Origin of the sequence: Streptomyces sp. WG7, assembly GCF_049975785.1 — a bacterium.
In the GTDB taxonomy this organism is placed as follows: Bacteria; Actinomycetota; Actinomycetes; order Streptomycetales; family Streptomycetaceae; genus Streptomyces.
The window spans coordinates 438,198-462,360 of record NZ_JBNGGE010000001.1; the positions used below are offsets into that span (position 1 = coordinate 438,198).

Sequence of the window (24,163 nt, forward strand, 5' to 3'; positions counted from 1 at the left end):
GGCGATTAGCGTGACGGCGTGCCGAACTCTCCGTCCCTCACGCCCCCCGCGTTCCCGTTGCCGTCGCCCGCCCCCGGGCATGCTGAGGGGGTGAGCAACGAGGAGTTCCGTGCCGCCATGTCCCGGCTGGCCTCGGGCGTGGTCCTGGTGACCGCGCAGGAGCCGCCGCTCGACCCCGACGACCCGCAGGCCCCGCGCGGCGAGGACGTCGGGATGACGGCCACGGCGTTCATGTCCGTGTCCCTGGACCCGCCGCTGGTCCTGGTCAGCCTGCGCGAGGGCTCCCGCATGGACGACCTGCTCGCCGAGCAGCCCCTGTGGGCGGTCTCCGTCCTGTCCGAGAGCCAGCGGCACGTCGCGGGCCGCTTCGCGATGAAGGGCCGCGTCAGCGACCGGCTCCTCTTCGCGGACCTCCCCTGCCTGCGGGGCGAGCAGTCCGGGGCCCTCCTGGTGGGCGGGGCGCTGGCGACCCTGGAGTGCCGCACCGAGCAGCGGGTGCCGGCCGGGGACCACACCCTGGTGATCGGCCGCGTGCTGACCGCCGGTCTGCCGAGCCCCGACGGAGGACCGCTGGCGTACTTCAAGGGGCGGTACCGGCAGCTGGGCTGAGCCGTAATCGGCTCGCCCGCCCTCACACCGCGTGCCTAGGGTGCGGGCATGACGCCCAGCACCACGCTCCGCCTCGAAGAGATCACTCGCGCGAACTTCGAAGCCGCGGTCGGCATCCGGGTCCGCCCCGACCAGGAGGCCGCCGTCGAACCGGTGGTGACGTCCCTCGCCGAGGCCTACCTCCACCCGGGGGTGGCCTGGCCCCGCCTGATCGTCGACGGCGACCGCCCCGTCGGCTTCCTCATGGCCTTCTTCGACATCGACTGGTACGAGGACGGCAGCGTGCTGCGTTCCGGGCTGTGGCGGCTGAACATCGCGGCCGGCGAGCAGGGCCGGGGCTACGGCCGCTTCGCCGTGGAGTCGGTGGCGCGGGAGGTCCGCCGGCGCGGCGGCAAGGAGTGCTGGGTGACGTGGCATCCGGGCCCGGACGGCCCCGGGGGCTTCTACCTGGGCCTGGGCTTCCGTCCCGACGGGGAGACGAGCGAGGGCCAGACGGTGGGCGTGCTGGAGGTGGACTGACCGGTCCCGGCACCTCGGGCCGGGCCTGGCTCTTCGGACTGGCCCCGGCTCTTCGGGCCGGTCCCGGCGTCTCAGGCCGGTCCCGGCGTCTCGGGTCGGCCCCGGCTCCTCGGGCCGGTCGGGGCTCTTCAGGCCGGTCCCGGCGTCTCGGGTCGGCCCCGGCTCCTCGGGCCGGTCGGGGCTCTTCAGGCCGGTCGGGTCCCTTCGGGCCGGACCCGGCGCCTCGGCCCCGGCTCTTCGGGCCCGGCGCCTCGGGCCCGGCGCCTCGGGCCCGGCGCCTCGGGCCGGTTCCGGCTCTTCGAGCCGGCTCCCGGTCCTCCGGCTAGTCCCAGTTCTTCGGGGAGCGGCCCCGCTTGGTCTCCGAGCGCTGCTTCTTCTCCCGCAGCCGGCGTTCGTTGATGCCGCGCGGTATGCGGGTGGGCCTGCGGGGCCTGGGCGGGGGCGCGGTGGCCTCGGCGAGCAGCGCCGCGAGGCGCACCGCGGCGGTCTCGCGGTTGCGCCACTGCGAGCGGTGCTCGGAGGCGCGGACGGTGACGACCCCGTCGGCCAGGCGCCCGGCCAGCCGCTCCAGCGCCCGCCGCTTCCACACCTCGGGCAGGGACTCGGTCCTCGCCAGGTCGAAGCGGAGCTCCACCGCCGTGTCCGTGGTGTTGACGTGCTGCCCACCGGGCCCCGAGGAGCGCGAGAAACGCCAGACGAGCTCGGCCTCGGGCAGGGAGACGGAGCCGCGGATGACATGGGGACCGGACATGCCGTCCATGTTCCCGTCCCCGGGCGGCCCGCGTCACCCCAATATCCTCGGCCCCGGCCTCGGTAAAGAAAGTAAAGAGAGCAGGAACCTTGTGGACCCCTCTCGTCGTTCATGGGGATAGCTGTAGCTTTCTTGCCGTAAGTAAACGAAGGAAGGGACTCCCAACAATGGCTGTAAGCCTGTCCAAGGGTGGCAACGTCTCGCTCACCAAGGAGGCTCCGGGCCTGACCGAAGTCACCGTGGGCCTCGGCTGGGACGTCCGTACCACCACCGGCACCGACTTCGACCTCGACGCCTCCGCGATCGCGGTCAACACGCAGGGCAAGGTCTACTCCGACGCCCACTTCGTCTTCTTCAACAACAAGCAGACGCCGGACAACACGATCGTCCACACCGGTGACAACCGCACCGGCGAGGGCGCCGGCGACGACGAGGCGATCAACGTCAACCTGGCCGGCCTGCCGGCCGACATCGAGAAGATCGTCTTCCCGGTCTCGATCTACGACGCCGAGAACCGTTCGCAGAACTTCGGCCAGGTGCGCAACGCCTACATCCGCATCCTCAACCAGGCCGGCGGCGCCGAGATCGCCCGCTACGACCTGTCCGAGGACGCGGCCACCGAGACCGCGATGGTCTTCGGCGAGCTGTACCGCAACGGCGCCGAGTGGAAGTTCCGCGCCGTCGGCCAGGGCTACGCCTCCGGCCTGGTGGGCATCGCCCAGGACTTCGGCGTGAACGTCTGACGGTCGGTCCGCGACAGCGAACCGCCGACGTGAGGCCCCGGCACCGCCGGGGCCTCACGCATGTCTGCGGCCCCGACAGCCGGTCCCCACAGGCGGTCCCACCAAGCGTCCCCACAGGCGTCCCAAGGCGTTCCAACGGGGCATCCCAACGGGCGTTCCAACGGGGCATCCCAACGGGCGTTTCACGTGAAACGCCTCATAGGATCACGACGTGCGCACCCCCCGTCTGCTCGTTGCCGCCGCCACCGTCACCCTCCTCGCGGCGTGCAGCGGCGGCGGCGGAGTCGACGGCACTCCCGGCGGCTCGGGCGTGCGCGACCCGTACTTCCCGAAGGCAGGCAACGGCGGCTACGACGTCAGCCACTACGACCTGACCCTGGCCTACGACCCCGACGCCGAGCACCTCACCGGGACCACGACGGTCACCGCCCGCGCCACCCAGGAGCTGTCCGCCTTCAACCTCGACCTCAAGGGCCTGGACGTCGAGGAGGTCACCGTCGAGGGCCGGGAGGCGCGCTTCAACCGGGCCGGCCAGGAGCTGACCGTCCGCCCGGCGGACGAGCTGGACGACGGGGAGACGTTCCGCGTGACCGTCCGCTACTCCGGCGACCCGGTGACGGTGACCGACCCCGACGGCTCCGAGGAGGGCTGGCTGCCCACCGCCGACGGCGCGGTCGGGCTGGGCGAGCCGACGGGCTCGATGGCCTGGTTCCCCGGCAACCACCACCCCTCCGACAAGGCCACGTACGACCTCGCGGTGACCGTGCCGAAGGGGCTCGGGGCCGTTTCCAACGGCGAGTTGACGGGCGAGACCACCCGCGACGGCCGCACGACGTTCACCTGGCGCACCGCCGAGCCGATGTCGAGCCACGTCGTCACGGTCGCCGTCGGGGACTGGGAGACCGACCGGTCCACCACCGACGACGGTCTGGCGGTGTACACGGCCGTCGACCCGGAGCAGGCCGACGCGAGCCGGGCGGTCCTGGGGCGGATTCCCGAGGTCATGGCATGGGCCCAGGAGAACTTCGGCCCGTACCCCTTCTCCTCCACCGGCGCGATCGTCGACCGCGTCGAGGACGCCGGCTACGCCCTGGAGACCCAGAACCGGCCCTACTTCCCCGGCGCCCCCGACACCGTCCTGCTCGTCCACGAACTCGCCCACCAGTGGTACGGGAACTCGGTCAGCCCGAAGACCTGGCGCGACATGTGGCTCAACGAGGGCTTCGCCACCTACGCCGAGTGGCTGTGGGAGGAGGACGAGGGCGGGGACACCGCGCAGGAGACCTTCGACGCCCTCTACGACGGGACCTACTACCCCGACGAGGACGCGAACGACTCGATCTGGGCGTTCCCGCCCGCGGACCCGCCCGGCGCGGAGCACATCTCCGCGAGCCCCGTGTACCAGCGCGGCGCGATGGTCCTGCACAAGATCCGCCGGACGGTGGGCGACGACGCCTTCCTGGCCCTCCTGCGGGGCTGGGCCGCCACCCACCGCCACGGCAACGCGGACACCGGGGACTTCACGGCGTACGTGGAGAAGTCGGCGCCGGACGAGGACTTCTCGGGGATCTGGGACGACTGGCTGTACGGAGACGGCAGGCCGGAGAGGCCGTGAGACCGTGTTCAGCCCTTCCGCGGTCGTCTCCCCCAGCCGCTCAGGCGGTCTGCGCGGCGCGGTTCCGCTGGAGGGACGTGAGCCGGGTGACCAGGGCCATCGCCAGCACGGCGCTCACGACGCCGACACCGTTGGCGGACTGCGAGTTGAGGATGGACTCCCTGGCGCCCTCCACGAGGTCGTTCTCGTTCCAGGCCCTGAAGGAGTCGTTCGCGAACATCGTGAAGTGAGCGAGCCAGAACCACCACCAGGTGTGCAGCAGCCACCGCCCGGCGCCCTTCGGACGGCCGGTCGTCGCCGTCCAGATGTCGTTGGCGATCTGCTTGGGAAGGTAGAAGTTGACGACGGGGATGAACCAGCCGCCCGCCGCCAGACCGGGGCTGTAGCGGATGCGGCCCGGCGCGAGTGCGTCGGCGTTCAGCCACACGTGGCGGAACCAGCACACCCACACGCCCGCCACCCCCAGGATCGCCAGCGCGCTCAGGCTGTCGATCAGGTCGCTCGCGAGCGCCCAGTCGTCGAAGCCCTCGATGACGTGCGGGGACTCCTGGGCGTCGTGACGGCCGAGTTGGGTGAACACCCCCCCGAGGACGGCGCCGCGGGCCATCAGCAGCAGGGCGAACACGCCGAGGAAGGCGTTCAGGACCATGGCCAGGCCCCGGAGCGGGCGCACGGGCCGCCGGGCGAACGGGGTGGGAGAGACCGAGGTGGGGGCGGAGGCCGGCACGGGGGCGGGAGTGGAGTACACCGGAGCCTGCTGGGGGCCCGGCCGGGCACCGAACGGCGTGGGGACCGGGCCCGGGGGCGTCGACAGGCCGTACGCGGTGGGTGGCGGGCCGAAGCCCGCGACCGGCGCCCCGACCGGCAGACGCTTCTCCGGGTCCTCGCTGTCCAGGAGTTGCACGGCGTGCCGGCCCAGCTCCGCCAGTACCTCGCCGGGCAGCCACGCACCGCCCGGCGCGGCGTCCGCGCCCTCCATGTCCTCGATCGACGTCAGCAGCTCGTCCGGCGTGGGACGTTTGTCAGGGTCCTTCACCAGGCAGGCGGCGATCAGGCCGTGCCACGCCTCGGGCGTACCGGACAGGTCCGCCTCCTCGGTCGCGATGCGGAAGAGCAGCGAGTGCATCCCGCCCTCGGCGGTGCCGAAGGGCATCCGGCCCATCGCGGCGTAGGCCAGCACCGCGCCGAGGCAGAAGATGTCGCTGGCGTACGACACCTTCTCCCCGCGCACCTGCTCGGGGGACATGAACCCCGGGGAGCCCACGACGGCCCCCGTCCGGGTGAACCCGTCCGCGGACTGCGTGGACACGTCCAGCGCGCGGGCGATGCCGAAGTCGATGACGCGGGGGCCGTCGATGGTCACCAGGATGTTGGAGGGTTTGAGGTCGCGGTGCACGAGACCGGCGCCGTGGATGGTCTGCAGCGCCCGCACCAGGCCCACCGCCAGCACCCGCAGGGAGGAAGGGGGCAGCGGCCCGTACTGCTGGTCCACGACCTCGGCGAGCGACGGGCCGGCGACGTAGCCGGTGGCGACCCAGGGGGTCGGCGCCTGGGTGTCGGCGTCCAGCACGGGCGCGGTCCACTCGCCGCCGACGCGCTGGGCCGCCCTCACCTCCTGCGCGAAGCGCCGCCGGAAGTCGGGCTGGCGGGCCAGTTCCTCGCGGACGGTCTTGACGGCCACCGTCCGGCCCCGGTCGGAACGCGCCAGGTACACCCGTCCCATGCCGCCCTCGCCGAGCCTGCCGAGCAGTCGGTACGTACCGATCCATTCGGGATCGCCCGGCTCCAACCCGTTCATTCGTGCTCCCTCGTTCCTGGCGACACCGTGCGCCTGAGGATAGAGACACGAGGTATGTGTGTGAAAACCCGGTGCTCCAAAGCCAGTTGCGCCGCCCACCACCATGACTCACGAACGGCATGCCGCAGCCGGTTCCCCGGCCATGACACCATCACCTGCGTGCTCGACATCGGCTACGCCCTCTCCACCCGCTTCCCCGACCCCCCGCAGACGGACTACCGCCGTGCGGACGTCCACGCGCTGCGGCACGACCTGTTCTGCGGGGACGTGTATCTCGCCGACACCAAGGCGGACCGGGAGTTCTCCACGGCCTGGGGATGGGTGCCGGTGCTCGACTTCGCCTGGGCGCTGTGCGACATCGTGGAGCGCGTCGACCGGGACCCGGCGGGCTCCAGGGCCGCCCGGCCGCAGCGGGCGGAGCTGGACTTCACCGAGTCCACCGACCGCCTGCTCTTCGAGCGCCGCTTCGGCTGGGTCGACATCGAGGCGGAGTGGCTGCCGGCGACCGAGCCTCCGCTCTCCTTCTCCCACGCCGAACTGCGCCGGGAGGCCCGGGACTTCCTGCACGACCTGATCGCCGACCTCACCGACATGCACGACGACCTGGCGGACAACCCGGCGATCTGGACCCTCCAGGCCCGCTTCCCACGGGTCTCCTGACCGCCACGGCCCACGGGCCGCCGCCCACAGGCCACAGGCCACAGGCCACAGGCCCACGATGCAACGGGCCCTCGGTCCACAGGCCCACGATGCACGGGCCCTCGATCCACGGGCCCTCGGTCCACAGACCCTCGATCCACGGGCCCGCGGTCCACCACCCCTACCCCGGCGCCAGTACCCCGCGGCCCCCGCTCCGCCGTCTGCCCGGGCGCCGGCACCCGCAGCCCCAGCTCCGCCGCCAGCACCGGGCGCCGGCACCGCACCCCCGGCTCCCGCCGTCTACCCGGGCGCCAGCACCCGCAGCCCCAGCTCCGCCGCCAGCACCGGTGCCAGGTCCAGCAGCTGGGCCGGGCTGATCACCGCGCCCGACAGGCGGTCCACGCCCCGGGCCAGCTCCAGCGGTGCGGCGCCGCGCAGATCGACGTCCGTGAGGGCCGCCGCGCTGAAGTCCGCCCCCTTCAGGGCACAGTCCACGAACTCGACCCGCTCCAGGCGGGCGCCCCCGAAGTCCGGTTCGACCAGGACGCAGCTCTCGAAGACGACGTCCTTGAGCCGGGCCCGGCGCAGATTCAGGTAGTCGATCTTGCCGCCGCGGACCAGCACCCGCTCCAGGACGGCACCGTGCAGCTGGGTGCCGCCCAGACGGGCGTCGACCAGCTCGACGTCGCGCAGGGTCGCCTCGGCGAGCTGCGTACCGACGCCCCGGACGCCCGTGAGGACCGAGTCGAGCAGCCGGGCCCGGGTCAGCGTGGCCTCGTCCAGCGCGCACCCCGTCAGCGCGCAGTCCATGAAGCGGGCGCCCGCGCCGTCCTGCCCGGCGAGGTTCGTCTCCCGGAACTCCAGCGCGTCGTAGTCCCCGTCCGGCTCCAGCTCGTCTCCGTCGTACGGCGCCAGCGGCGGCAGCCGCAGCTCCGGGCGCCGCGCCGCCCGCACCCCCGTCGCGCCCGTACCGCCGCCGCCACCCACCGCTCTCCTCACCATGCCCCCCATGCTGCACCCCACCCCTGACAACCGGTGCTGACCTGCACGAACACCGTCCCTCCCGCCTTCATGTCACATTCGGCGCCGCGCCGGGCGTCGTACTCGCAGACAGGCATCAGCCAGGCGACTGCGACCCGAGGGAGAACCCAGCCATGCAACGCATCACCGTCATCGGCGGCGGTTTCGCCGGACTCACCGCGGCCATCACCGCCGCCGAGGCGGGCGCCGAGGTCACCGTGCACGAGGCCCACCACACACTCGGCGGACGGGCCCGGACCACCGACGGGCCCTACCGGACCAACGACGGCCCGCACGCCCTCTACAACGGCGGCCCGCACTGGGCATGGCTGCGACAGCGCGACCTGATCGGTCCGCTCGCGCCGCTCCCGCCCCTGGAGGCGGCCCGGCTGCGGCTGCGCCACAAGGGCGTGCTGCGCCGCACCCCGCCTCTCGCCATGCTCAAGTTGCTGCGCCGGGGCGTCGGGCCGGCACCCGTCGACACCGACTTCCTGACCTGGGCGGCCGGCATCGCGGGCGAGGAGGGTGCCCGGGCCGCCGCCCACTACTGCGCCGTCGCCCTCTTCCACCACAACCCCGGCTCGCTGTCCGCCGCCTTCGTGCAGGAACGCCTGCGCCGGGCCGCCAAGCTGCCGCCCGAGGCGCACTACCCGCGCGGCGGCTGGTCCGAGGTCGTCGACCGGATGGCCGCCCTGGCCTGGAACCTCGGCGTCCGGGTGGAGACGCTCTCCCGCGTCGACACCGTCCCGACCGACACGCCGGTCGTCGTCGCCACCTCCCTGGACGCCGCCCGCCGCCTGCTGGGCGACCCCGCGCTGACCTGGCCGAGCGGGCGCACCACCCTGGTCGACCTGGCCGTACGGACCCGGCGCGGTGACGCCTTCGCGGTCTCCGACCTGGACGCGCCGGGCTGGCTCGAGCGGTTCACGGCGCAGGACCGCACCCTGGCACCGGCGGGCGAGCAGCTGATCCAGGGGCAGATCCCCATCGCGCCCGACGAGTCGAGGGCCGACGGCACCGCCCGTGCCGAGCAGCTGCTCGATCTCGGATTCCCCGGCTGGCGCGAGCGCGTCACCTGGCGGCGCGAGGCGGTCGCGAACGGCCGTACCGGAGCCGTGGACCTGCCCGGCACCACGTGGCGCGACCGGCCCGCCGTCGACCGCGGCGACGGCGTCTACCTCGCCGGTGACCAGGTCGCCGCGCCGGGCCTGCTGTCGGAGGTCTCCTTCAACAGCGCCCTGACGGCGGTGTCCCTGGCCCTCGGACGGCGGGAGCTCGACGTCGACGGCCCGGGGCTGAAGGCCAGGGGCTGAAGGCCAGGGGCTGAAGTTCACGGGCTGAACCACGGGGCTGAAGCCGCGGGGTTCCTCGCGAGACGGAAACGCCCCCCGGCGGCCGGCCCGGATCCGTGCCCGTCCGGGCGGCGGCGTGACAGCGAGTGACGGCAGCTCACGGAACGGGATGCGGTACGTCCCGATTCATGTTCTTCTGGCCAGATGAGTGGCACCTGGACAGGTGGGCCGGCCGCGCCCGCGGAGGCCGACCCCCGCCGTTGGTGGGCGCTGGTGGTGATCGCCCTGGCCCAGCTGATGGTCGTACTCGACGCGACCATCGTGAACCTCGCGCTGCCCTCCGCGCAGCGCGACCTGGGCATGTCCGACGCCAACCGCCAGTGGGTGATCACCGCCTACACCCTCGCGTTCGGCGGGCTGCTGCTGCTCGGCGGCCGGGTCGCGGACCTGGTCGGACGCAGACGCACCTTCGTCGTCGGGCTGGTCGGCTTCGCCGCCGTCTCCGCGATCGGCGGTGCCGCCACCACCCCGGCGATGCTCTTCGGCGCCCGCGCCCTCCAAGGCGTGTTCGCCGCCGTCCTCGCGCCGTCCGCGCTGTCCCTGCTGGCGACCGCCTTCACCGACCCGAAGGAACGCGGGAAGGCCTTCGGCATCTACGGCACGCTGGCCGGCAGCGGCGCCGCCGTCGGTTTCATCGTCGGCGGCGTGCTCACCGAGTACCTGAACTGGCGCTGGTGCCTGTACGTCAACACCCCCATCGCCGTCGTCGCCGTGATCGGCGCCCTGGTCCTGCTCCGCGACCGGCCCGGCCACACCGGCGCCCGCCTCGACGTCCCCGGCGCGGTCCTCGGCTGCGGCGGCCTGGGCGCCCTCGTGTACGGCTTCAGCGAGGCGCAGCCGCGCGGCTGGACCGACCCGCTGGTACCGGCGCTGCTCGCCGCGGGCGTCGTACTCCTCGCGGTCTTCGTGTGGTGGCAGACCCGTGCCCCGAGCCCCCTGCTGCCGCTGCACGTCATCCGCGACCGCAACCGCGCCGGCTGCTTCCTGACGATGATGCTGGCCGTCATCGGCATGTTCGGGATGTTCCTGTTCATGACCTACTACCTCCAGACCGTCCTCGGCTACTCCCCCGTGCGGACCGGCCTGGCGTTCCTGCCGATGACCGCCACGATCGTCATCGGCTCCACCCAGGTCTCGGCCCGGCTGCTGCGCCGCGTGGGCCCGCGCATGCTGATGGTCCCCGGCATGCTGCTCGCCTCCGGCGGCATGGTGGTCCTCACCCGGATGACCGTGGACTCGGAGTACGTCTCCGACCTCCTGCCCGCGCTGATCCTGATGGGCCTCGGCATGGGCCTGACCTTCATGCCGGTCTTCTCCACCGCCACCGCCGGGGTCGCCCCGCGGGACTCCGGCGTGACCTCGGCGACGGTCAACACCGCGCAGCAGGTGGGCGGCTCGATCGGCACGGCGCTGCTCAACACCGTCGCCACCAGCGCCGGCGCGTCCTACGTCGCCTCCCACCTCACTGACCCGTCGCGGCGGGAGTCGGTCGTCCGGGAGGGCATCGTGCACGGTTACACGGTCGCCATCTGGCTGGCCGCCGGCGTCATGCTGCTGGCGAGCCTCGTCGCGGGCCTGATGGTGACGGCCAAGGCCCCGGAACACGACGCCCCCGCCGACGACCGGCCGGTGCCGGAGCCGGTGGCCTGAGGGGCCCGCACCTCGCAAGACCTGTGCGGGGCCCGCGCGGGAGGCCCACGCGGGAGTCGTGGGTACCGCCTAGGCCACCGGGCACGCCGTTACCGCCGAGGCCGCAAAGGCTCGATATCCGCGTGCCCTCTCCGCCGTGCCCCAGGTAGCGTCGGCCGACATGATCGACGTTCCGGACGCGCTCGCCGCCTCGCAGGCGAAGTACAACGGAGAGGCGGGCCGCGCCTTCATCGACGCGCTGCCCGCGCTGGCGGCCGGCTTCCTGGACCGCTGGGAGCTGCGTCTCGACGGTCCCGCCATGCACGGCTGGGCGGCCCTCGTACTGCCCGTCGTACGCCGCGACGGCACACCGGCCGTGCTGAAGCTCCAGATCCTCGACGCCGAGACCGAGGGCGAGCCCGTCGCCCTGCGGCTGTGGGACGGTGACGGCGCGGTACGGCTGCTCGACCACGACGCGGCCACCGGCACCATGCTCCTGGAGCGCCTGGACGCGGCCCGCATGCTCAGCCACGTCGAGGACTCCCGCGAGGCCGTCCTCGTCATCGCCCGGCTGCTCGCCCACCTCACCAGGGTCCCCGCGCCGCCGGGCGTGCGCCGCCTCGGCGACATCGCGCGGGGCATGCTGGAGCGGACGCCGCGGGTCCTCGAGCGCATCGCGGACCCGCGGGACCGCCGCCTGGTCGCCGACTGCGCCGCCGCCGTGCGCGAGGTCGCCGACGAGCCCGGCGACCGGCTGCTGCACTGGGACATGCACTACGACAACGTCCTCGCCGCGGACCGCGCCCCCTGGCTCGCCATCGACCCCAAGCCCCTGGCCGGCGACCCCGGTTTCGACCTGCTGCCGGCTCTCGACAACCGCTACGACCCGGCAGAGACCCGGTGGCGTTTCAACGCCATGACCGGCGTCCTCGGCCTGGACCGCGAGCGGGCCCGCGCCTGGTCGCTCGGCCGCGTCCTGCAGAACTGCCTGTGGAACGTCGAGGACGGCGACCCGCTGGAGCCCGAGCAGCTGGAGATCGGGCGGCTGCTGCGGACGGCGTGAGCTGTCGGTGACCGGGTTCGCCGCGGGCCCGCCGAACCGGCCCTGCCCGCACGCACCTCCTGACCCTGCGGATCCCCCGTGGTGGTCCGCGGGGCCGAGCCGGTCGTCAGTCCCGCACCGTGGGGTGCGCGTCCCGGAGCCGGCCCCGGCCCAGCGCGCCGGGCAGCTCGGTCCTGCGCCGTATCCGCAGCTTCCGGTAGGCGTTCGTCAGGTGGGTCTCCACGGTGCGGCGGGCCAGGTGCAGCAGCTCGGCGATCTCGGTGTTGGTGCGGCCGTCGGCCGCCAGTTCGGCGATACGGCGCTCGCTGCCGGTCAGTGCCCCGGAGCCGGCCCGGGCGGTCGCCGGGCCCCGGGCGCCGCTCTCACGCAGGGCCTGCCCTGCCATGTCCAGCAGCCGCAGGGCGCCCTTGCGTTCGGCCCGCTCCGCCGCCTCGCGCAGGCAGTCGCGGGCGCGGCCGCGCTCCCCGGCGGCGGTGAGCTGACGGCCCTGGTCGAGCAGTGCCGGGATCAGCTCCATGTCGGTGTCGGCGGGCGCGTCCCGCAGGATGCGCACGGCCTCCTCGGCCAGTTCCAGGCCGCGCCGCCCGCCGGTCGCGGTGCCCAGCACGCGCAGGGCGCGGCCCACCGTGCGCGGGGTGTTCCACACCCGGGCCAGCCGCAGTTCCTCCGTCGCCAGCGCCAGTGCCTCGCGGCCGCCGCCCAGCGCCAGCCGGCACTCCACGATCGCCGTCCGCCACGGGGTGACGACCGGGCTGACCACCTCGCGGGCGGTCTGCCGGCGTCCGCACTCCAGGAAGTCGTGGAGCGCGCCCGCCGGGTCGCCGGCGGCGGCCCGCTGCACGCCCCGCGCGTACAGGAAGCGGTTCAGTTCCCAGCCCTCCGGCGCCCGGCGCAGGTCGAAGGCGTTCGCGAGGCGCGCGGCCTCGTCGTCGCGGCCGGTGTGGACGAGGGCCATCAGGACGTGGGCGTCCCGGTTGGTGGGCCCGGTGCGGGACCGTGCCGGGCCCGCCGCGGCGGCGTCGGCGGCGAGCAGCCGGGCGTGGTCGCCGCGGGCCGCGGCGATGTCGGCACGGGTGTTGAGGAGCGCGTGCTGCATCGGGTGGAGCAGTGCGGGGTGCTGGCCGGCCAGGCCGCGCTCGACGAGCCGGTCCGCCTCGTCGAGTTCGTCGGCCCACTGGGCGACCGCGGCGGCCGTGCCCAGCAGGAAGGGTTCGGCGAGCGGGTCGGTGGGCTGCGCCAGCAGGGCCCGTACCCGGGTCATCGCCTCCTCGGCCGAGATCAGCGCGGCCGTCGCCGCGTACCGCACGAGGAGGGCCTGCCCGGCGGTGCCCAGCAGTTCCGGGGAGTGCTCACCGGTCTCGCACAGCCACCGGTACACCTCCTGCCGGGTCGCCAGGTCCACGTCGGACAGCAGCGCACCGGCGGCCTGCACGGTGCGGGCCAGACCGGGGTGGCCGGACAGCCGGTCCTCCGTGCGGCGCAGCACCTCCATGGCCGTACGGATCTCACCGCGCCCCGCCAGGGCGGTGCCGAGGGCGACGGCCGTACGCACCCGGTTGCGGGGATCGGCCGGCAGGTGCTGGGCCTCCGCGAGGCGCGCGATGGCCGCCGGGGCGTCGGCCGACGCGTACTCCAGGGAGCCCAGTTCGGTCAGCAGCCGCTGGCGCAGGCCGTCCGGCAGCGGCTCGTCCAGGGCCCGGCGCAGATAGCCGACGGCGTCGTCGGGCCGGGCGTCGTGCACGGCGACCGTGACCGCGTCGCGCAGGACGCGCAGCGCCCAGGGCAGGCCGACGGCCGGCGTCCGCAGGAGATGCCGGGCGACCGCCTCGACCCGGTCGCCCCGGCGCACCATGGCCTCCGCCGCCGCCCGGTGCGCCGCCTCCCGGCTGGGCCGGGGCCAGCCGGTGAGCACGGCGTCGCGCAGCAGCGGATGCGCGTAGCGGGGACGGCCGGCGGCGTCGGGGCGCAGCAGGCCCAGCCGGGTCATGGCGGCGAGCCACCCGGCGACCCGCGCGGGGTCGGCGCCGGCCGCCTCGGCGAGCAGGTCGGCCGGGTCACCGGCCCCCGCCTCCGCCGCCGCACGGCCCCGGGCGGCGGGCCGCGCGTACGGGCCGCCCTCCGCGTACAGGCCGTGCTCGGCACCCGGAGCGCCCTGACCGTGCTGCCCCACGGACTCCGCCTCCGCATACAGGCCGTACTCGGCACCCGGAGCGCCCTGACCGGGCTGCCCCACGGACTCCGCCTCCGCATACAGGCCGTACTCGGCACGCGAAGCGCCCTGACCGTGCTGCCCCACGGACTCCGCCTGCGCGTGCTGGCCGCTCTCGGCCCACCCGTACTGGTCGCTCCCCGCGCCCCGCGCGTGCCGTGCGCCCGGGACGTACGGCGTACGCCGCGTGTCCTGGCCGTCCGGAGCAGGCAGCGCGCCCTGGGCGTACGGTCCGGGCAGCGCGCCTTGGGCATACGGCCCGGGCAGCGCGTCCTGGGCATACGGCCCGGTCCACGCGTCCTGCCCGTACGACGCGGTCCGCGCGTCCTCGGGTGCCGCGGCAGCGCGGGGCGGCCGCGCGCCGGGCGATACGCGGGCATGCCAGAGCTCCCCGCGTCCGCTCGGCAGGTCCGCGGGGTCGTCGGCCGGGTCGCCGTCCTCGTCCTGCGGCCACGCCTGTTCCAGTGCCGCGAGGCACCGGGCCACGTCGGCCGTCGCGGGCCCGGCGCTGTTCAGCCACCAGGAGACGGCCGCCGGGTACGTCCCGGGGTACAGCGCGGCGCTGGTGGCGGGCAGGGGCGGAGCGCCTCCGGGCGCGTCGCCGTCCCCCCGCGGGATGCCGCGGAGGTCGTCGAGCAGGGCGTGCAGCAGCAGCGGACTGCCGGCGCCGGCCCGCACGCACTGAGCCGTCCAGCCTGGTCCGGCCGTGGGGAAGACGGCCCGGACCAGGCCGGCCGCCGCGGCGTCGCTGAGCGGGGCGAGGGTGTGGGTGCGCACGAGGGACGGGGAAAGAGCCTGGGTCAGTCCGGCGGGCCGCGGGGCGATGTCGTACTGGCTGCGCTCGGTGACCACCAGCAGTACCGGTAATCGGTCGACGCGCCGGGCCGCCTCGACCAGCCAGCGCCGTGAGGCGTCGTCGGCCAGGTGGACGTCGTCCACGGCCACCAGCAACGGGCCCTCGTCCGCGTACGAGCGCAGCAGCCGCCACAGCCGGGCCGCGCTGCCGCGGTCGTCGCCGCCGGGTGCCAGGTCCGTGAACTCCGGTACCGGGCCGAGGAGCTGGAGGACCGTGGCGAAGGCGACCCCAGTGTCCTCGGGCGAGCAGCGTGCGCTCAGCACCCGCAGGCCGCGGTCCTCGGCGTGCCGGGTGGCGGCCTCCAGTACGGCGGTCCGGCCGGTGCCGGTGGCGCCGCGGACCAGGACGAGACCGCCGGTGCCGGTGCGTGCGCGCTCGGTCTCGGCCGCCAACAGCGTGTGGGCGGCGTCGCGTTCGCGGAGCGGTCCGGTCATCGGTGCCTCCTGTGGTGGATGGTGCTCCCCCGGTCTGTGAGACGTACGAATGCGGGCGCGCGTGGTGTGAAGTGGCCCACGCGTGGCAACGATGTCTCCAGGGCCGGGCTGTGACCGCGGCCGCGGTCGTGGCCGACACCGTGGCTGTGGCGAGGCTCACGGTCGCCCCCGCCCGGCGCCACGGACCCGCGCGCCCTTGCGCGAAACCCTCCTGACCTGCTGAAACGTCTGACCGCGAGCCCGTTCGCGACGGTCGGTGCGCTGGTCTCGTGGTGTGCCTCGTGGTGCTCCACGATTGCGCGGTCCCAGCAGTCACAGAAGTGTGGAACACGCTCATCCGCTACCGGCCCGCGCCGGACGGCGGGCTCGTGAACAGGGGGGAAACGGTTGCTCAACTCACCCCGGGCCACCACCACAACCGCCATCGGTACCGGCACGGCCGTCGGCATCACCGACCGACGCGTCCCGGTGTCGGTGTCCGCTCCGGACCCGATCAGCCGCGAGGGCGCGATCAGCCAGTTGCGCCGGCACCCGGAGATCGACCTGCGCGAGGAGTCCGGCCCCGGCACCGTGGCCCTGCTCATCGAGGACGCCCTCGACGAGACGGCGCTCACCCGACTGCGCCGGATCGTGCGCAGCGAGGGCGCGCGCGCCGTCCTCGTGGTCGGCGCGATCCGCGAGAGTGAACTCCTGGACGTCGTCGAGTGCGGTGTCGGTGCCATCGTCTGGCGCCACGAGGCCACCGCCCACCGGCTGGTGCAGGCGGTGCTCGCCGCGTCCCGCGGCGACGGCGACCTGCCCGCCGACCTGCTCGGCCGGCTCATCAGCCAGGTGGGCACGCTGCACCGGGGCTCGGCGGGACGGCCCGGCGCCCCCTCACTGGGGCTCGCGCCCCGCGAGGTGGACGTCCTGCGCCTGGTCGCCGAGGGTCTCGACACCGGAGAGATCGCGGGCAAGCTGTCCTACTCCGAACGTACCGTCAAGAACGTCATGCACGGACTCACCACGCGGCTCCACCTGCGCAACCGCGCACACGCCGTGGCCTATGCCCTGAGGGAAGGCTACATCTGACCGAAAGGGCATTCGAAGTCGGCCCCTTGGGGCCCTACGGGCAGGGCGGCCTGCCCGGCCGTCGTCCCCGGCGCGCCTGCGGGCGGTACGTCACCCGGGGCACGATCGGGACACGATAGGTGACAGGCGTCGGCCGAGGGCGGGCCGGCGGTACAGAGGTGCGGGCAGGGCGGGAGCACGAGCGTGATCCACGAGGTGGACGAGGTCCTCAAGAGCCTCCTGGGCGGCGGGGCGTTGACGGGCTCGGGCATCGACGTGGCCTTCGAGGCACCCACCCGCGACTGGGCGGCCCGGCGCAACGCGCCCGTGATCAACACCTACTTGTACGACATCCGTGAGGACGTCGGCCGGCGCCACCGCGGCCAGATGGCGGTGCGCGACGAGCGGGACATCGTGGTCCGGCGCCGTCAGCCGCCGCGCTGGTTCCGGCTGTCGTACCTGGTGACGGCCTGGACGAAGACCCCGCAGGACGAACACCGGCTGCTGTCGGCCGTGCTGGCGACCCTGCTGCCCCGCGAGATCCTGGCCCCCGGCGAACTCCCCGGCTCCCTGGGGGCGCTGGGCCTGTCGGTGCCGCTGACCGTGGCCGGCATCCAGACGGAGTCCCGCTCGCTCGCCGAGATCTGGTCCGCCCTGGGCGGCGAGCTGAAGCCGTCTCTGGACCTGGTGGTGACCGCGCCCTTCCCGGCCTTCCCGGAGTACGACGCCGGGCCCCCGGTCACCGAGGGTGCGACGGTCCGGCTGGGCGGTCTGGACGGCGACCCGCCGACGACGGAAGGGCGCTCCCACCGGCCCCACCAGGTGGCGGCGGCCCGGACCGCCCGCGAGGAAGCGGCGGACCGCCGTACGGACAAGCGGTGAACGCCCCCTCCGCGCAGACGCCGGCCGCCACCGGTGCCCCCGCACCCGACCCGCACGGTGCCCCCGCACCCGACCCGTACGGCGACCCCGCCCACGTACTGCTCGCCCGCCTCGCCGCACTGCGGGAGCAGGTGGCCGCGCTGGTCGGGCACCGCTCCGCCGCCGACCCGACGGCCGACGACCCGCTGCGCGGCCTGTACCTGTCCGACGAGGCCGTACACCACCTGCTGCGCGCCTGGCCGTCCGGCGACGCCCCCGAGACCCCCGAGGCCCCCGAGGCGCTCGGCCCCCTCGGCGTCGCCCCGGCGCACGGGCCCGCCGACGGGCCGGCCGGCCCGGGTGACCGGCTGGCGTGGCTGGCCGGGCGCACGGGGCTGACCGAGCTGGACACCGCGCTCCTGCTCATCGCCCTCGCCCCCGACATCGACCGCACCTTCGAGCCGCTCTACGGCTACCTCAACGACGACGTGAGCCGCCGTCGCGCCACCGTGGGCCTCGCCCTCGACCTGTGCGGGGTGCCCCCGCACCTGACGGCGGCCCGCGCCCGGTTCCACCCCTCGGCACCGCTGCGCGCCCTCGGGCTGCTGGACGTGGAGGAGCTCGACCGTCCCTTCCTCACCCGTTCGCTGCGGGTCCCGGACCGGCTGATCGGCCATCTGCTCGGCGACGACAGCCCCGACGCCGCCCTCCTCGACCTGCTGCGGCCGATGCCGGACCCGCTGCCCGCCCCCGGCGCCGACGACTTCGTACGCCGCCTCGCCGCCCGTCTGCACGACGGACCGCTCACCGCCTACCTGCGCGAACCGCGCGAGGGCGACGGTCTGGCCGTCCTCGCCTCCGTCCTGGACGCCGCGGGCGTCGACGCCCTGCGCTGCTCCGGGCCCGGGGACCACGTCCCCGAGCTGCTGCGCGAGGCACGCCTCACCGGCCGGGCCGTCGTGGTGTCGGGGCTGCCCGAGAAGCCGGGCCCGCTGGTGCGGGCGCTGACCGCGGCGACGGACGTGACCGTCCTGCTCACCGACCCCCGCCCGTACGACCCGCACTGGTCCCCGACCGACCCGCTGGTCCTGGACGCGCCGGGCCGCCTGGCGGGCGGCGCGGCCGCCTGGCAGGCCGCGCTGGGACCGGACGCCGACGGCTTCGACCTGGCCGGCGCCGTCGCCCCGTACCGGCTCGGCGGTGACCGCATCCAACGGGCCGCGCACGCCGCCCGCACCCTCGCCGCCTTCGACGGCACCCCGGTCACCGCCGACCACATCCGGCTCGCGGCACGCCGGCAGTCGGCCTCCGGCCTGGAAAGCCATGCCCGGCGGATCCGTCCCGCCGTGGACTGGGGGGACCTGGTCCTGCCCGACAAGCCCCTCGTCCAGCTGCACGAACTCGCCCTGCGCGCCCGCCACCGCGACCGCGTCCTCGGCGAGTGGCGGCTCAGCGCGGGCGGCGGCCGCGGCCGGGGCGTCCTCGGCCTGTTCGCCGGCGAGTCGGGCACCGGCAAGACCCTGTCGGCGGAGGTGGTCGCGGCCGACCTGGGCCTCGACCTCTACGTGGTCCAGCTGTCGTCGGTCGTGGACAAGTACGTCGGCGAGACCGAGAAGAACCTCGAACGGATCTTCACGGAGGCCGACCGCACCGACGCGGTGCTCCTCTTCGACGAGGCCGACGCCGTCTTCGGCAAGCGCTCCGAGGTCAAGGACGCGCACGACAAGTACGCCAACATGGAGAGCGCCTACCTGCTCCAGCGCCTGGAGTCCTTCGACGGCATCGCCCTGCTCACCACCAACCTGCGGGCCAACATCGACGAGGCGTTCACCCGGCGCCTGGACCTGGTGGTCGACTTCCCGTTCCCGGACGCCGGTCAGCGTCTGGCGCTGTGGCGGCACGGTCTGTCGCACGTGCCGTCCGCCGAGGGCATCGACCCGGCCCCGCTGGCCCAGGAGTTCGAGCTGGCCGGCGGTTCGATCCGCAGCGCGGTGGTCACCGCCGCCTACCTCGCCGCCGGACGCGGGGACCTGGTGACGGCGGAGGACCTCCTGGAGGGCGCCCGCCGCGAGTACCGCAAGGCCGGCCGGCTGGTGCCGGGCGAGGCGGTCTGGTAGCGGCCTCCGGGCCCTTCGACGGGATCGCCCTTCCGGCACGGCACGCTCCCTGGAGGAGCCCCGGGCCGACGTCGGGCAGGCGCCGGGCGGTCCTCGGGCGGCCTCGGGCTGCAGACGCCCCCGGTGTCCCTCCCGGCGATCGACGACGCCGTCATCTCCGTACGACGTACGACTTCGTACGGCAGGATCCGGCGTCCGCGGCGGCGGGAAGTCCACCAGATCACGCCACGGCGTGACCGACCGCCCGAAGCGCGCCGTCGCGGACTCTCCGGGGCACGGCTCGTGACCGGACAGGGCGACAGATCCGCCCCGCGACCGTCACCGGGAGGGAATACGCCGCCGCCCGGCCCTGCCCCGCGAGGCGGGGCAGGGCCGGGCGGCGGCCGGTGATCGCGGGGCTCAGTCCTGCTTCGACGGGATGATCTCCCAGTCGGCGTCGTCGGATCCGTCGCAATCGAAGATCACCAGCCTGGCGTCCCTGACACCGACGCTCGAGCCGGCGACGTCCAGGCACGCGTTGTTGCTGGCGAAGTTGCGGATCCAGTAGTTCCCGCTGTCCTGCTTGTCGACCCACCAGAGCTGGTTGTCGCCGGTGGTGCCGTTGCAGGTGAACTCGGAGACCGGCGTCGTGAGGTCGTTCGCCCCGTAACCGGGAAGGTCCATGCAGAGCTGGTCCTTGACGTTCCGGATCTGGAAGAGCGCCGCTCCGCCGGGGCCGCCGTTCGGGTCCTTCACCTCCAGGTCCCAGAGCTGGTTGTCGGCGTCGGTCGGATCGCAGTGGGACTGCCAGACGGGACCGTCGATCTTCCCCATCTCGTGTCCCGGGAGTTCGGCACACATCGTGGTGACGACGTTGCGCAGCAGGACCCTGCTGGCCGGCACCACGCCGGGCTCCTTGGCCGGCTCCTTGGCCGGCTCCTTCTCGCCGCCGCCACCGCCGCCGCCACCGTCGCCGTCATCGCCGCCACCGCCGTCGCCCTTCGGCTCCTCGGAGGAGGGCTGCTCCGGCGCGGGCTGCTGGAGGGGCGCCGACTCGCCCGCACTGGGCAGCGCCTGCGGGCCGGCACTGGCGTTGGGGCTGGGCGCGAGGGCGCTGCCGGCCTGCTCGAGCTGCTCGGTGGCACTGGTGCGGACCTGGGGTTTGTACGCGATCCAGATCATCACGAAGGCGATGGTCAGCGCGAGGGCGATACCGAGGAAGGTCGCCAGCCAGCGGGGCAGGAAACCGCGCTGGACATACGTGCCCTCGACCTCCGTGGGGTCCACCCCGGACCGGCGCACCGCCAGGGTGTACGGCCGTTCCTCCTTGGACCCGAACCAGATGATCTGCCGCGGCTTCAGCGTCGTCTCCACGAACGCCGCACGGCCCGGCTCGATCTGCACGTTCCCCGGGCGGATCTCGTACGACAGGTGGTCCCCGTTGTCGCTGCCGGCGACCGACGCCGTCACCTTCGTGTTGCCGAGGTTGTCCACCGCCAGCCGCGGACGCCCCCGGAACCGCCCCTTCACGGTCGGCGGCACCAGCTCCGCGCGCACCTCGGTGAACGGCGTGACCGTCAGATTGCCCTCCGGAACCGTCACCGCGTCCGGATGCTCCGTCGGGGTGATCCGCACCGCATAGGGATTCGGCCCGGCGACGGCGTCAGGGGTACGGGGCGGAGCGAACGTCAGCTCCACCGTCCCCGTCGTCCCGGGATACAGCCGCAGCGTCTGCGGCTCCACCGTCGTCCAGGGCGCCACGTCCCCCACGGGCTCGAACCGGTACTCATCCACCACATCACCGGTGTTGCGGACCCGCAGGCGCACACGCGTGCTGCTGCCGGGGTCGACCGTGGCGGACGCGGGCTCCAGGGAAGTCCAAAGGCTCACACGAAGACGCTACGGGTTCACCGATGTTTCGTCAGGAGCCGTTGGGGCAGACTGATTTGCCCGAACGCACCGTCCCACCCGGCTGCCGGAGTACTACTCCGCGTCGTCGACGTGGTCAGTGGCCGCCCGCTGGGCGAGGACGGACGGGGCCGTCTGCACCCCCGCGGCGAAGGCGGCGCCGTCGGCAGCCGCGGTCCGCTCGGAATCCTGGCCCGGGTCGGTCACGGTGACTCCGGCGCCGTTGTTGTTGCCGGTTTCGCGGTTGCCTCTGAGGTTCTTGTCGACGTGGCCCAGCTCGTGGCCGATGAGGTCCTTCCGGCCGGCCGCCTGCGGCCCGAGGAAGACGTGGGTGCCGACCGTCATGGCCTGGGCGCCCAGCGCCACGGTCGCGCGCTGGGCCGTCGGGTTGTCGTGGATGCGGGCGGCGGAGAGGTCGTTCTGGTAGAACGACCCCGCCTCGGAGAGCAGCGACCCGGACAGCGGACGGCTCGGAGTGGCCAGGGCCGCGTCCAGGAGCTGGCGCTGGCCCGCCGGGCTGCTGTCCTCGACGCCGCCGTGCCCGCAGCCGGCACCGTGCACGTGCTGGTCCTCGTCGACGAGGCGCGAGACGACCCGGTTGCCGACGGAGCGCTGGAGCGCCAGGGCCGTCGCGGGGGTCATCGGCCCGCCTCGCGCGCCGATGGGCGCGGTCACCGCGCGGCGCGGGGCCGCACCGGTCCTGGCGGCCTTCTCGCCGGCGGCTTCCTCGTACGCGCGCACCATGCTCCCCTCCACACCTGACGGTTGGCCACCCACCCTTACCCGAGCACCCCGTTCCCCGGCAGGTCCGCGCGGGCAACCACGGGGGCAGCACGGCCGGACCGGGCCGCTGCCGGTCCGGCGCGGACAGGCGCGGACCGGCGCCGGACCGGCGTGTCCTCGGCGGGGCGTCGCCGGCCGGTCGCGGCAGTGGCAGTGGCGGTGGCGGTCAGGCCGAGGAGAGCTGGTTGGTGATCTCCTTCTCCCAGGCGCTCTGCAGTTCGGGCTTGTTGAGCGACTCCTCCCACTCCTGCTGCGACAGCCTGTGCTGGACCGGGCCGGCCTTGAGGACCACGAGCAGCGCACGTGCCGGTGTACGGATCTCGGCGGGAACGCTCTTGCCCACGGGGACGTCCGGTCCGGCGGCGAGCGCGTAGAGCTGCTGCGCCATGAAGTGACGCTTGCCCTGCTTGACGGATTTCGTCACCTTGAAGAACTCCTTCAGCGCGTCGCCCCGTGGGGCGCCGTCGGCCGACGGGGTCTCGGGCATCCGCGTCTCGCCCTGGGCCAGGGTGGGCCGGGCCCACCGGTCGGGGTGGCGCGCCTCCTCGTACCGGTTGCTGCCCGCCCTGGATCCCTTGTAGACGGCGTTGCCGAGCAGGAACGCCGCTGCCACGCCGGCCACGGCGGGTGCGGCCGGACCGCTGACCGCCCCGGCTGCGGCCGCGATCGCCAGCCCGCCGCCGGCGGTACGCACCGAGTTGCCCCCCAGGTTGGCGATGCGCTTGCCCACCTTGGTGTGCTGCTTGTGCCGCGCGTACCGGCCCACTTCGGCGAGGTGGGCGTGGAGTTGGTTCGTGAAGCCGTTGACCTGCCGGGCGAACTTCGCCATGTCCTCCTCCCTCGCGGCGGCGAGATGGAGCAGCCGGCGGGGCGGCAGGGCCTTGACCCGGTCCAGTCCCTCCTGCGCCTGCCCCAGCCGGTCGAGCACCTCCTGGAGCCGCCCCGCGGCCTCCGGGGCCTCGCCGGGGGCTTCCTGGACCATTCCCTTGAGTGCGCGGTCCTTGTGGTAGGTCTTCCAGATGGCGGCGGCGTCACGGGTGGCGATCAGCACGGAGAAGACCACGGTGGCACCGCCGGTCATCTCCGCGAGGGCGGTCACCCCGCCCAGCTGGCCGGCGTTCCTCGCCGCGGCGTTGCCCACGCTCCCGACGTCTCCGACGACCATGGCGGTGTTCTGCGCCGCGCCGAGAGGCTTGCCGTTCACGTCCTTCCTGGGCTTGTGGGACTCCGGCCCCGTGCCATTGCGGCCTTTGAACCCGGCCGCCAGGGCGCGCAGGTCGTTGAAGAGCCCCAGGGAGTCGGTCACGAGGTTGATCCCGGAGCCGACCTGTCCCTGGATCGCGGTGTCCTGCACCTGACCGGCGTTCGACGTGGCCAGCCCGTGCGACCGGACACCGCCCTCCGTCGGCCCGTTGATGCGGGTGGCCATCGTGTCGGGCACGTCGAGGACCTTCTTGGACTTGTCGGCTTTGGAGGTGCCGAGGATCTGCGTGAGCTTCCCGGTGGCCTCCTTGAGCTTGTCCCGGGCACCGAACAGGCTCCGTGTCCCGCTGCTCTGCCGGGCCTCCGCCGCAACCTCCGCGCCCGCCGCTTCCGGCTCCCGGCGCTTCTCCGCCGCCGCGGCCGCCAACTCGGCCCGCCGGCGCCGCTCCGCCGCCGCGGCCGCCAGCTCCCGGGGTCCCGCCGCCGCAGCCTCCTGGGCCTGCGGCCGCTGCTGCGCCGCCGCGCCCGCCGCTCCCGGCTGCCGGCGCTTCTCCGCCGCCGCGGCCGCCAGCTCCGCCCGCCGACGCTGCTCCGCCGTCGCGGCCTCCGCCTCCCGGGTGGGAGCACTCGACGCGCGCTGGATCGCTGCGGTGACGGCTCTGTTTCCCGCGCTGGCCTGCAAGGAGGCCAGCGCGGGCTGCGGCCGCTGAGGGCGGCGCCGAGCCGGATCGGCGGCGCGGCGTGTCTGCGTTTCGTGCGAGCGGTCCAACACGGGTGACTCCTCCTAAGGGACCGGCTGAAGGACCGGACCGGCCTGCGGCCTCTCACCAGGCGGCCGGCAGCCGTGGTCCCGGCCGGGCGCCGGATGGCCGGCACCCCGTTGCGGCACCGAGGACGCCGTGGAACCGGCAGCCGCCCCGAGGGCTCCGTGCTCCGGCTGCCGCACGGCTGAGGCCGGCGGACGGCTCCGGCCGGCGCACGCCGCTCGCGCTGACCGCGGCGGCCTGCACCACTGCCCGTGACCG

The 24,163-nt window shown here is 74.3% G+C and carries 18 protein-coding genes; 11 read left to right on the top strand and 7 right to left on the bottom strand.

Going from position 1 to position 24,163, the window contains the following annotated elements; translation table 11 throughout:
* Positions 1-18 precede the first annotated feature (18 nt).
* Entirely contained in the window at positions 19-609 is a 591-nt protein-coding gene (locus ACP4J0_RS01990; protein ID WP_426596836.1) for a flavin reductase family protein, read from the top strand.
* 48 nt (positions 610-657) lie between these two features.
* The gene (locus ACP4J0_RS01995) at positions 658-1,128 is read left to right on the top strand and encodes a GNAT family N-acetyltransferase (RefSeq protein WP_426596837.1); all 471 of its coding nucleotides are present in this window, start codon (positions 658-660) and stop codon (positions 1,126-1,128) included.
* A gap of 322 nt (positions 1,129-1,450) precedes the next feature.
* Here ACP4J0_RS01995 and arfB read toward each other — a convergent pair whose 3' ends face one another.
* Positions 1,451-1,888, bottom strand: coding sequence for an alternative ribosome rescue aminoacyl-tRNA hydrolase ArfB (gene arfB, locus ACP4J0_RS02000; protein WP_426520600.1), 438 nt, complete (start codon positions 1,886-1,888; stop codon positions 1,451-1,453).
* Positions 1,889-2,046: 158 nt separating this feature from the next.
* Between arfB and ACP4J0_RS02005 the strand changes: the two genes are divergently transcribed.
* Together ACP4J0_RS02005 and ACP4J0_RS02010 are read left to right on the top strand one after the other, a co-directional pair.
* Positions 2,047-2,622 carry a TerD family protein gene (locus ACP4J0_RS02005; protein ID WP_007450822.1) on the top strand — a complete coding sequence of 192 codons (576 nt, stop codon included), beginning with the start codon at positions 2,047-2,049 and terminating at the stop codon, positions 2,620-2,622.
* Between the two features lie 211 nt (positions 2,623-2,833).
* Positions 2,834-4,237, top strand: coding sequence for a M1 family metallopeptidase (locus ACP4J0_RS02010; RefSeq protein ID WP_426596838.1), 1,404 nt, complete (start codon positions 2,834-2,836; stop codon positions 4,235-4,237).
* A 40-nt stretch (positions 4,238-4,277) separates the two neighbouring features.
* Here the strand turns inward: ACP4J0_RS02010 and ACP4J0_RS02015 are convergent, their stop codons facing one another.
* Positions 4,278-6,035: a protein kinase domain-containing protein gene (locus ACP4J0_RS02015; protein ID WP_426596839.1), complete on the bottom strand. Its 1,758-nt coding sequence runs from the start codon at positions 6,033-6,035 to the stop codon at positions 4,278-4,280.
* A gap of 159 nt (positions 6,036-6,194) precedes the next feature.
* Here ACP4J0_RS02015 and ACP4J0_RS02020 point away from each other — a divergent pair, with 159 nt between their 5' ends.
* Positions 6,195-6,695 carry a hypothetical protein gene (locus ACP4J0_RS02020; RefSeq protein WP_426596840.1) on the top strand — a complete coding sequence of 167 codons (501 nt, stop codon included), beginning with the start codon at positions 6,195-6,197 and terminating at the stop codon, positions 6,693-6,695.
* 279 nt (positions 6,696-6,974) lie between these two features.
* Here the strand turns inward: ACP4J0_RS02020 and ACP4J0_RS02025 are convergent, their stop codons facing one another.
* Complete coding sequence (locus ACP4J0_RS02025) at positions 6,975-7,676, bottom strand: pentapeptide repeat-containing protein (RefSeq protein WP_426596841.1); 702 nt, start codon at positions 7,674-7,676, stop codon at positions 6,975-6,977.
* Between the two features lie 152 nt (positions 7,677-7,828).
* On the opposite strand from ACP4J0_RS02025, the gene ACP4J0_RS02030 reads away from it, so the two are divergent.
* From ACP4J0_RS02030 to ACP4J0_RS02040, 3 genes are all read left to right on the top strand, one after another.
* Positions 7,829-9,007: an NAD(P)-binding protein gene (locus ACP4J0_RS02030; RefSeq protein ID WP_426596842.1), complete on the top strand. Its 1,179-nt coding sequence runs from the start codon at positions 7,829-7,831 to the stop codon at positions 9,005-9,007.
* 183 nt (positions 9,008-9,190) lie between these two features.
* A complete protein-coding gene (locus ACP4J0_RS02035; protein WP_426596843.1) occupies positions 9,191-10,696 on the top strand; it encodes an MFS transporter in 1,506 nt (501 codons plus the stop codon).
* Positions 10,697-10,856: 160 nt separating this feature from the next.
* Positions 10,857-11,738, top strand: coding sequence for an aminoglycoside phosphotransferase family protein (locus ACP4J0_RS02040; protein ID WP_426596844.1), 882 nt, complete (start codon positions 10,857-10,859; stop codon positions 11,736-11,738).
* Between the two features lie 106 nt (positions 11,739-11,844).
* Here the strand turns inward: ACP4J0_RS02040 and ACP4J0_RS02045 are convergent, their stop codons facing one another.
* A complete protein-coding gene (locus ACP4J0_RS02045) occupies positions 11,845-15,237 on the bottom strand; it encodes an AAA family ATPase (protein ID WP_426596845.1) in 3,393 nt (1,130 codons plus the stop codon).
* 387 nt (positions 15,238-15,624) lie between these two features.
* Here ACP4J0_RS02045 and ACP4J0_RS02050 point away from each other — a divergent pair, with 387 nt between their 5' ends.
* The 3 genes from ACP4J0_RS02050 (at position 15,625) to ACP4J0_RS02060 (ending at position 19,265) form a co-directional block, all read left to right on the top strand.
* On the top strand, positions 15,625-16,308 hold the full coding sequence (locus ACP4J0_RS02050; RefSeq protein WP_426596846.1) for a helix-turn-helix transcriptional regulator: 684 nt from the start codon (positions 15,625-15,627) through the stop codon (positions 16,306-16,308).
* 183 nt (positions 16,309-16,491) lie between these two features.
* Positions 16,492-17,169 carry a DUF4255 domain-containing protein gene (locus ACP4J0_RS02055; RefSeq protein ID WP_426596847.1) on the top strand — a complete coding sequence of 226 codons (678 nt, stop codon included), beginning with the start codon at positions 16,492-16,494 and terminating at the stop codon, positions 17,167-17,169.
* Positions 17,166-19,265, top strand: a complete 2,100-nt coding sequence (locus ACP4J0_RS02060) for an AAA family ATPase (RefSeq protein WP_426596848.1) — start codon at positions 17,166-17,168, stop codon at positions 19,263-19,265. The genes ACP4J0_RS02055 and ACP4J0_RS02060 overlap by 4 nt, the downstream gene beginning before the upstream one ends.
* Positions 19,266-19,664: 399 nt before the next feature.
* On the opposite strand, the gene ACP4J0_RS02065 is transcribed toward ACP4J0_RS02060, so the two are convergent.
* From ACP4J0_RS02065 to ACP4J0_RS02075, 3 genes are all read right to left on the bottom strand, one after another.
* Complete coding sequence (locus tag ACP4J0_RS02065; RefSeq protein ID WP_426596849.1) at positions 19,665-21,134, bottom strand: RICIN domain-containing protein; 1,470 nt, start codon at positions 21,132-21,134, stop codon at positions 19,665-19,667.
* Between the two features lie 93 nt (positions 21,135-21,227).
* Positions 21,228-21,896, bottom strand: a complete 669-nt coding sequence (locus tag ACP4J0_RS02070; protein WP_426596850.1) for a DUF4157 domain-containing protein — start codon at positions 21,894-21,896, stop codon at positions 21,228-21,230.
* Between the two features lie 205 nt (positions 21,897-22,101).
* Positions 22,102-23,910 (bottom strand): hypothetical protein, encoded by a 1,809-nt coding sequence (locus tag ACP4J0_RS02075; RefSeq protein ID WP_426596851.1) that lies wholly within the window; start codon positions 23,908-23,910, stop codon positions 22,102-22,104.
* Positions 23,911-24,163 lie beyond the last annotated feature (253 nt).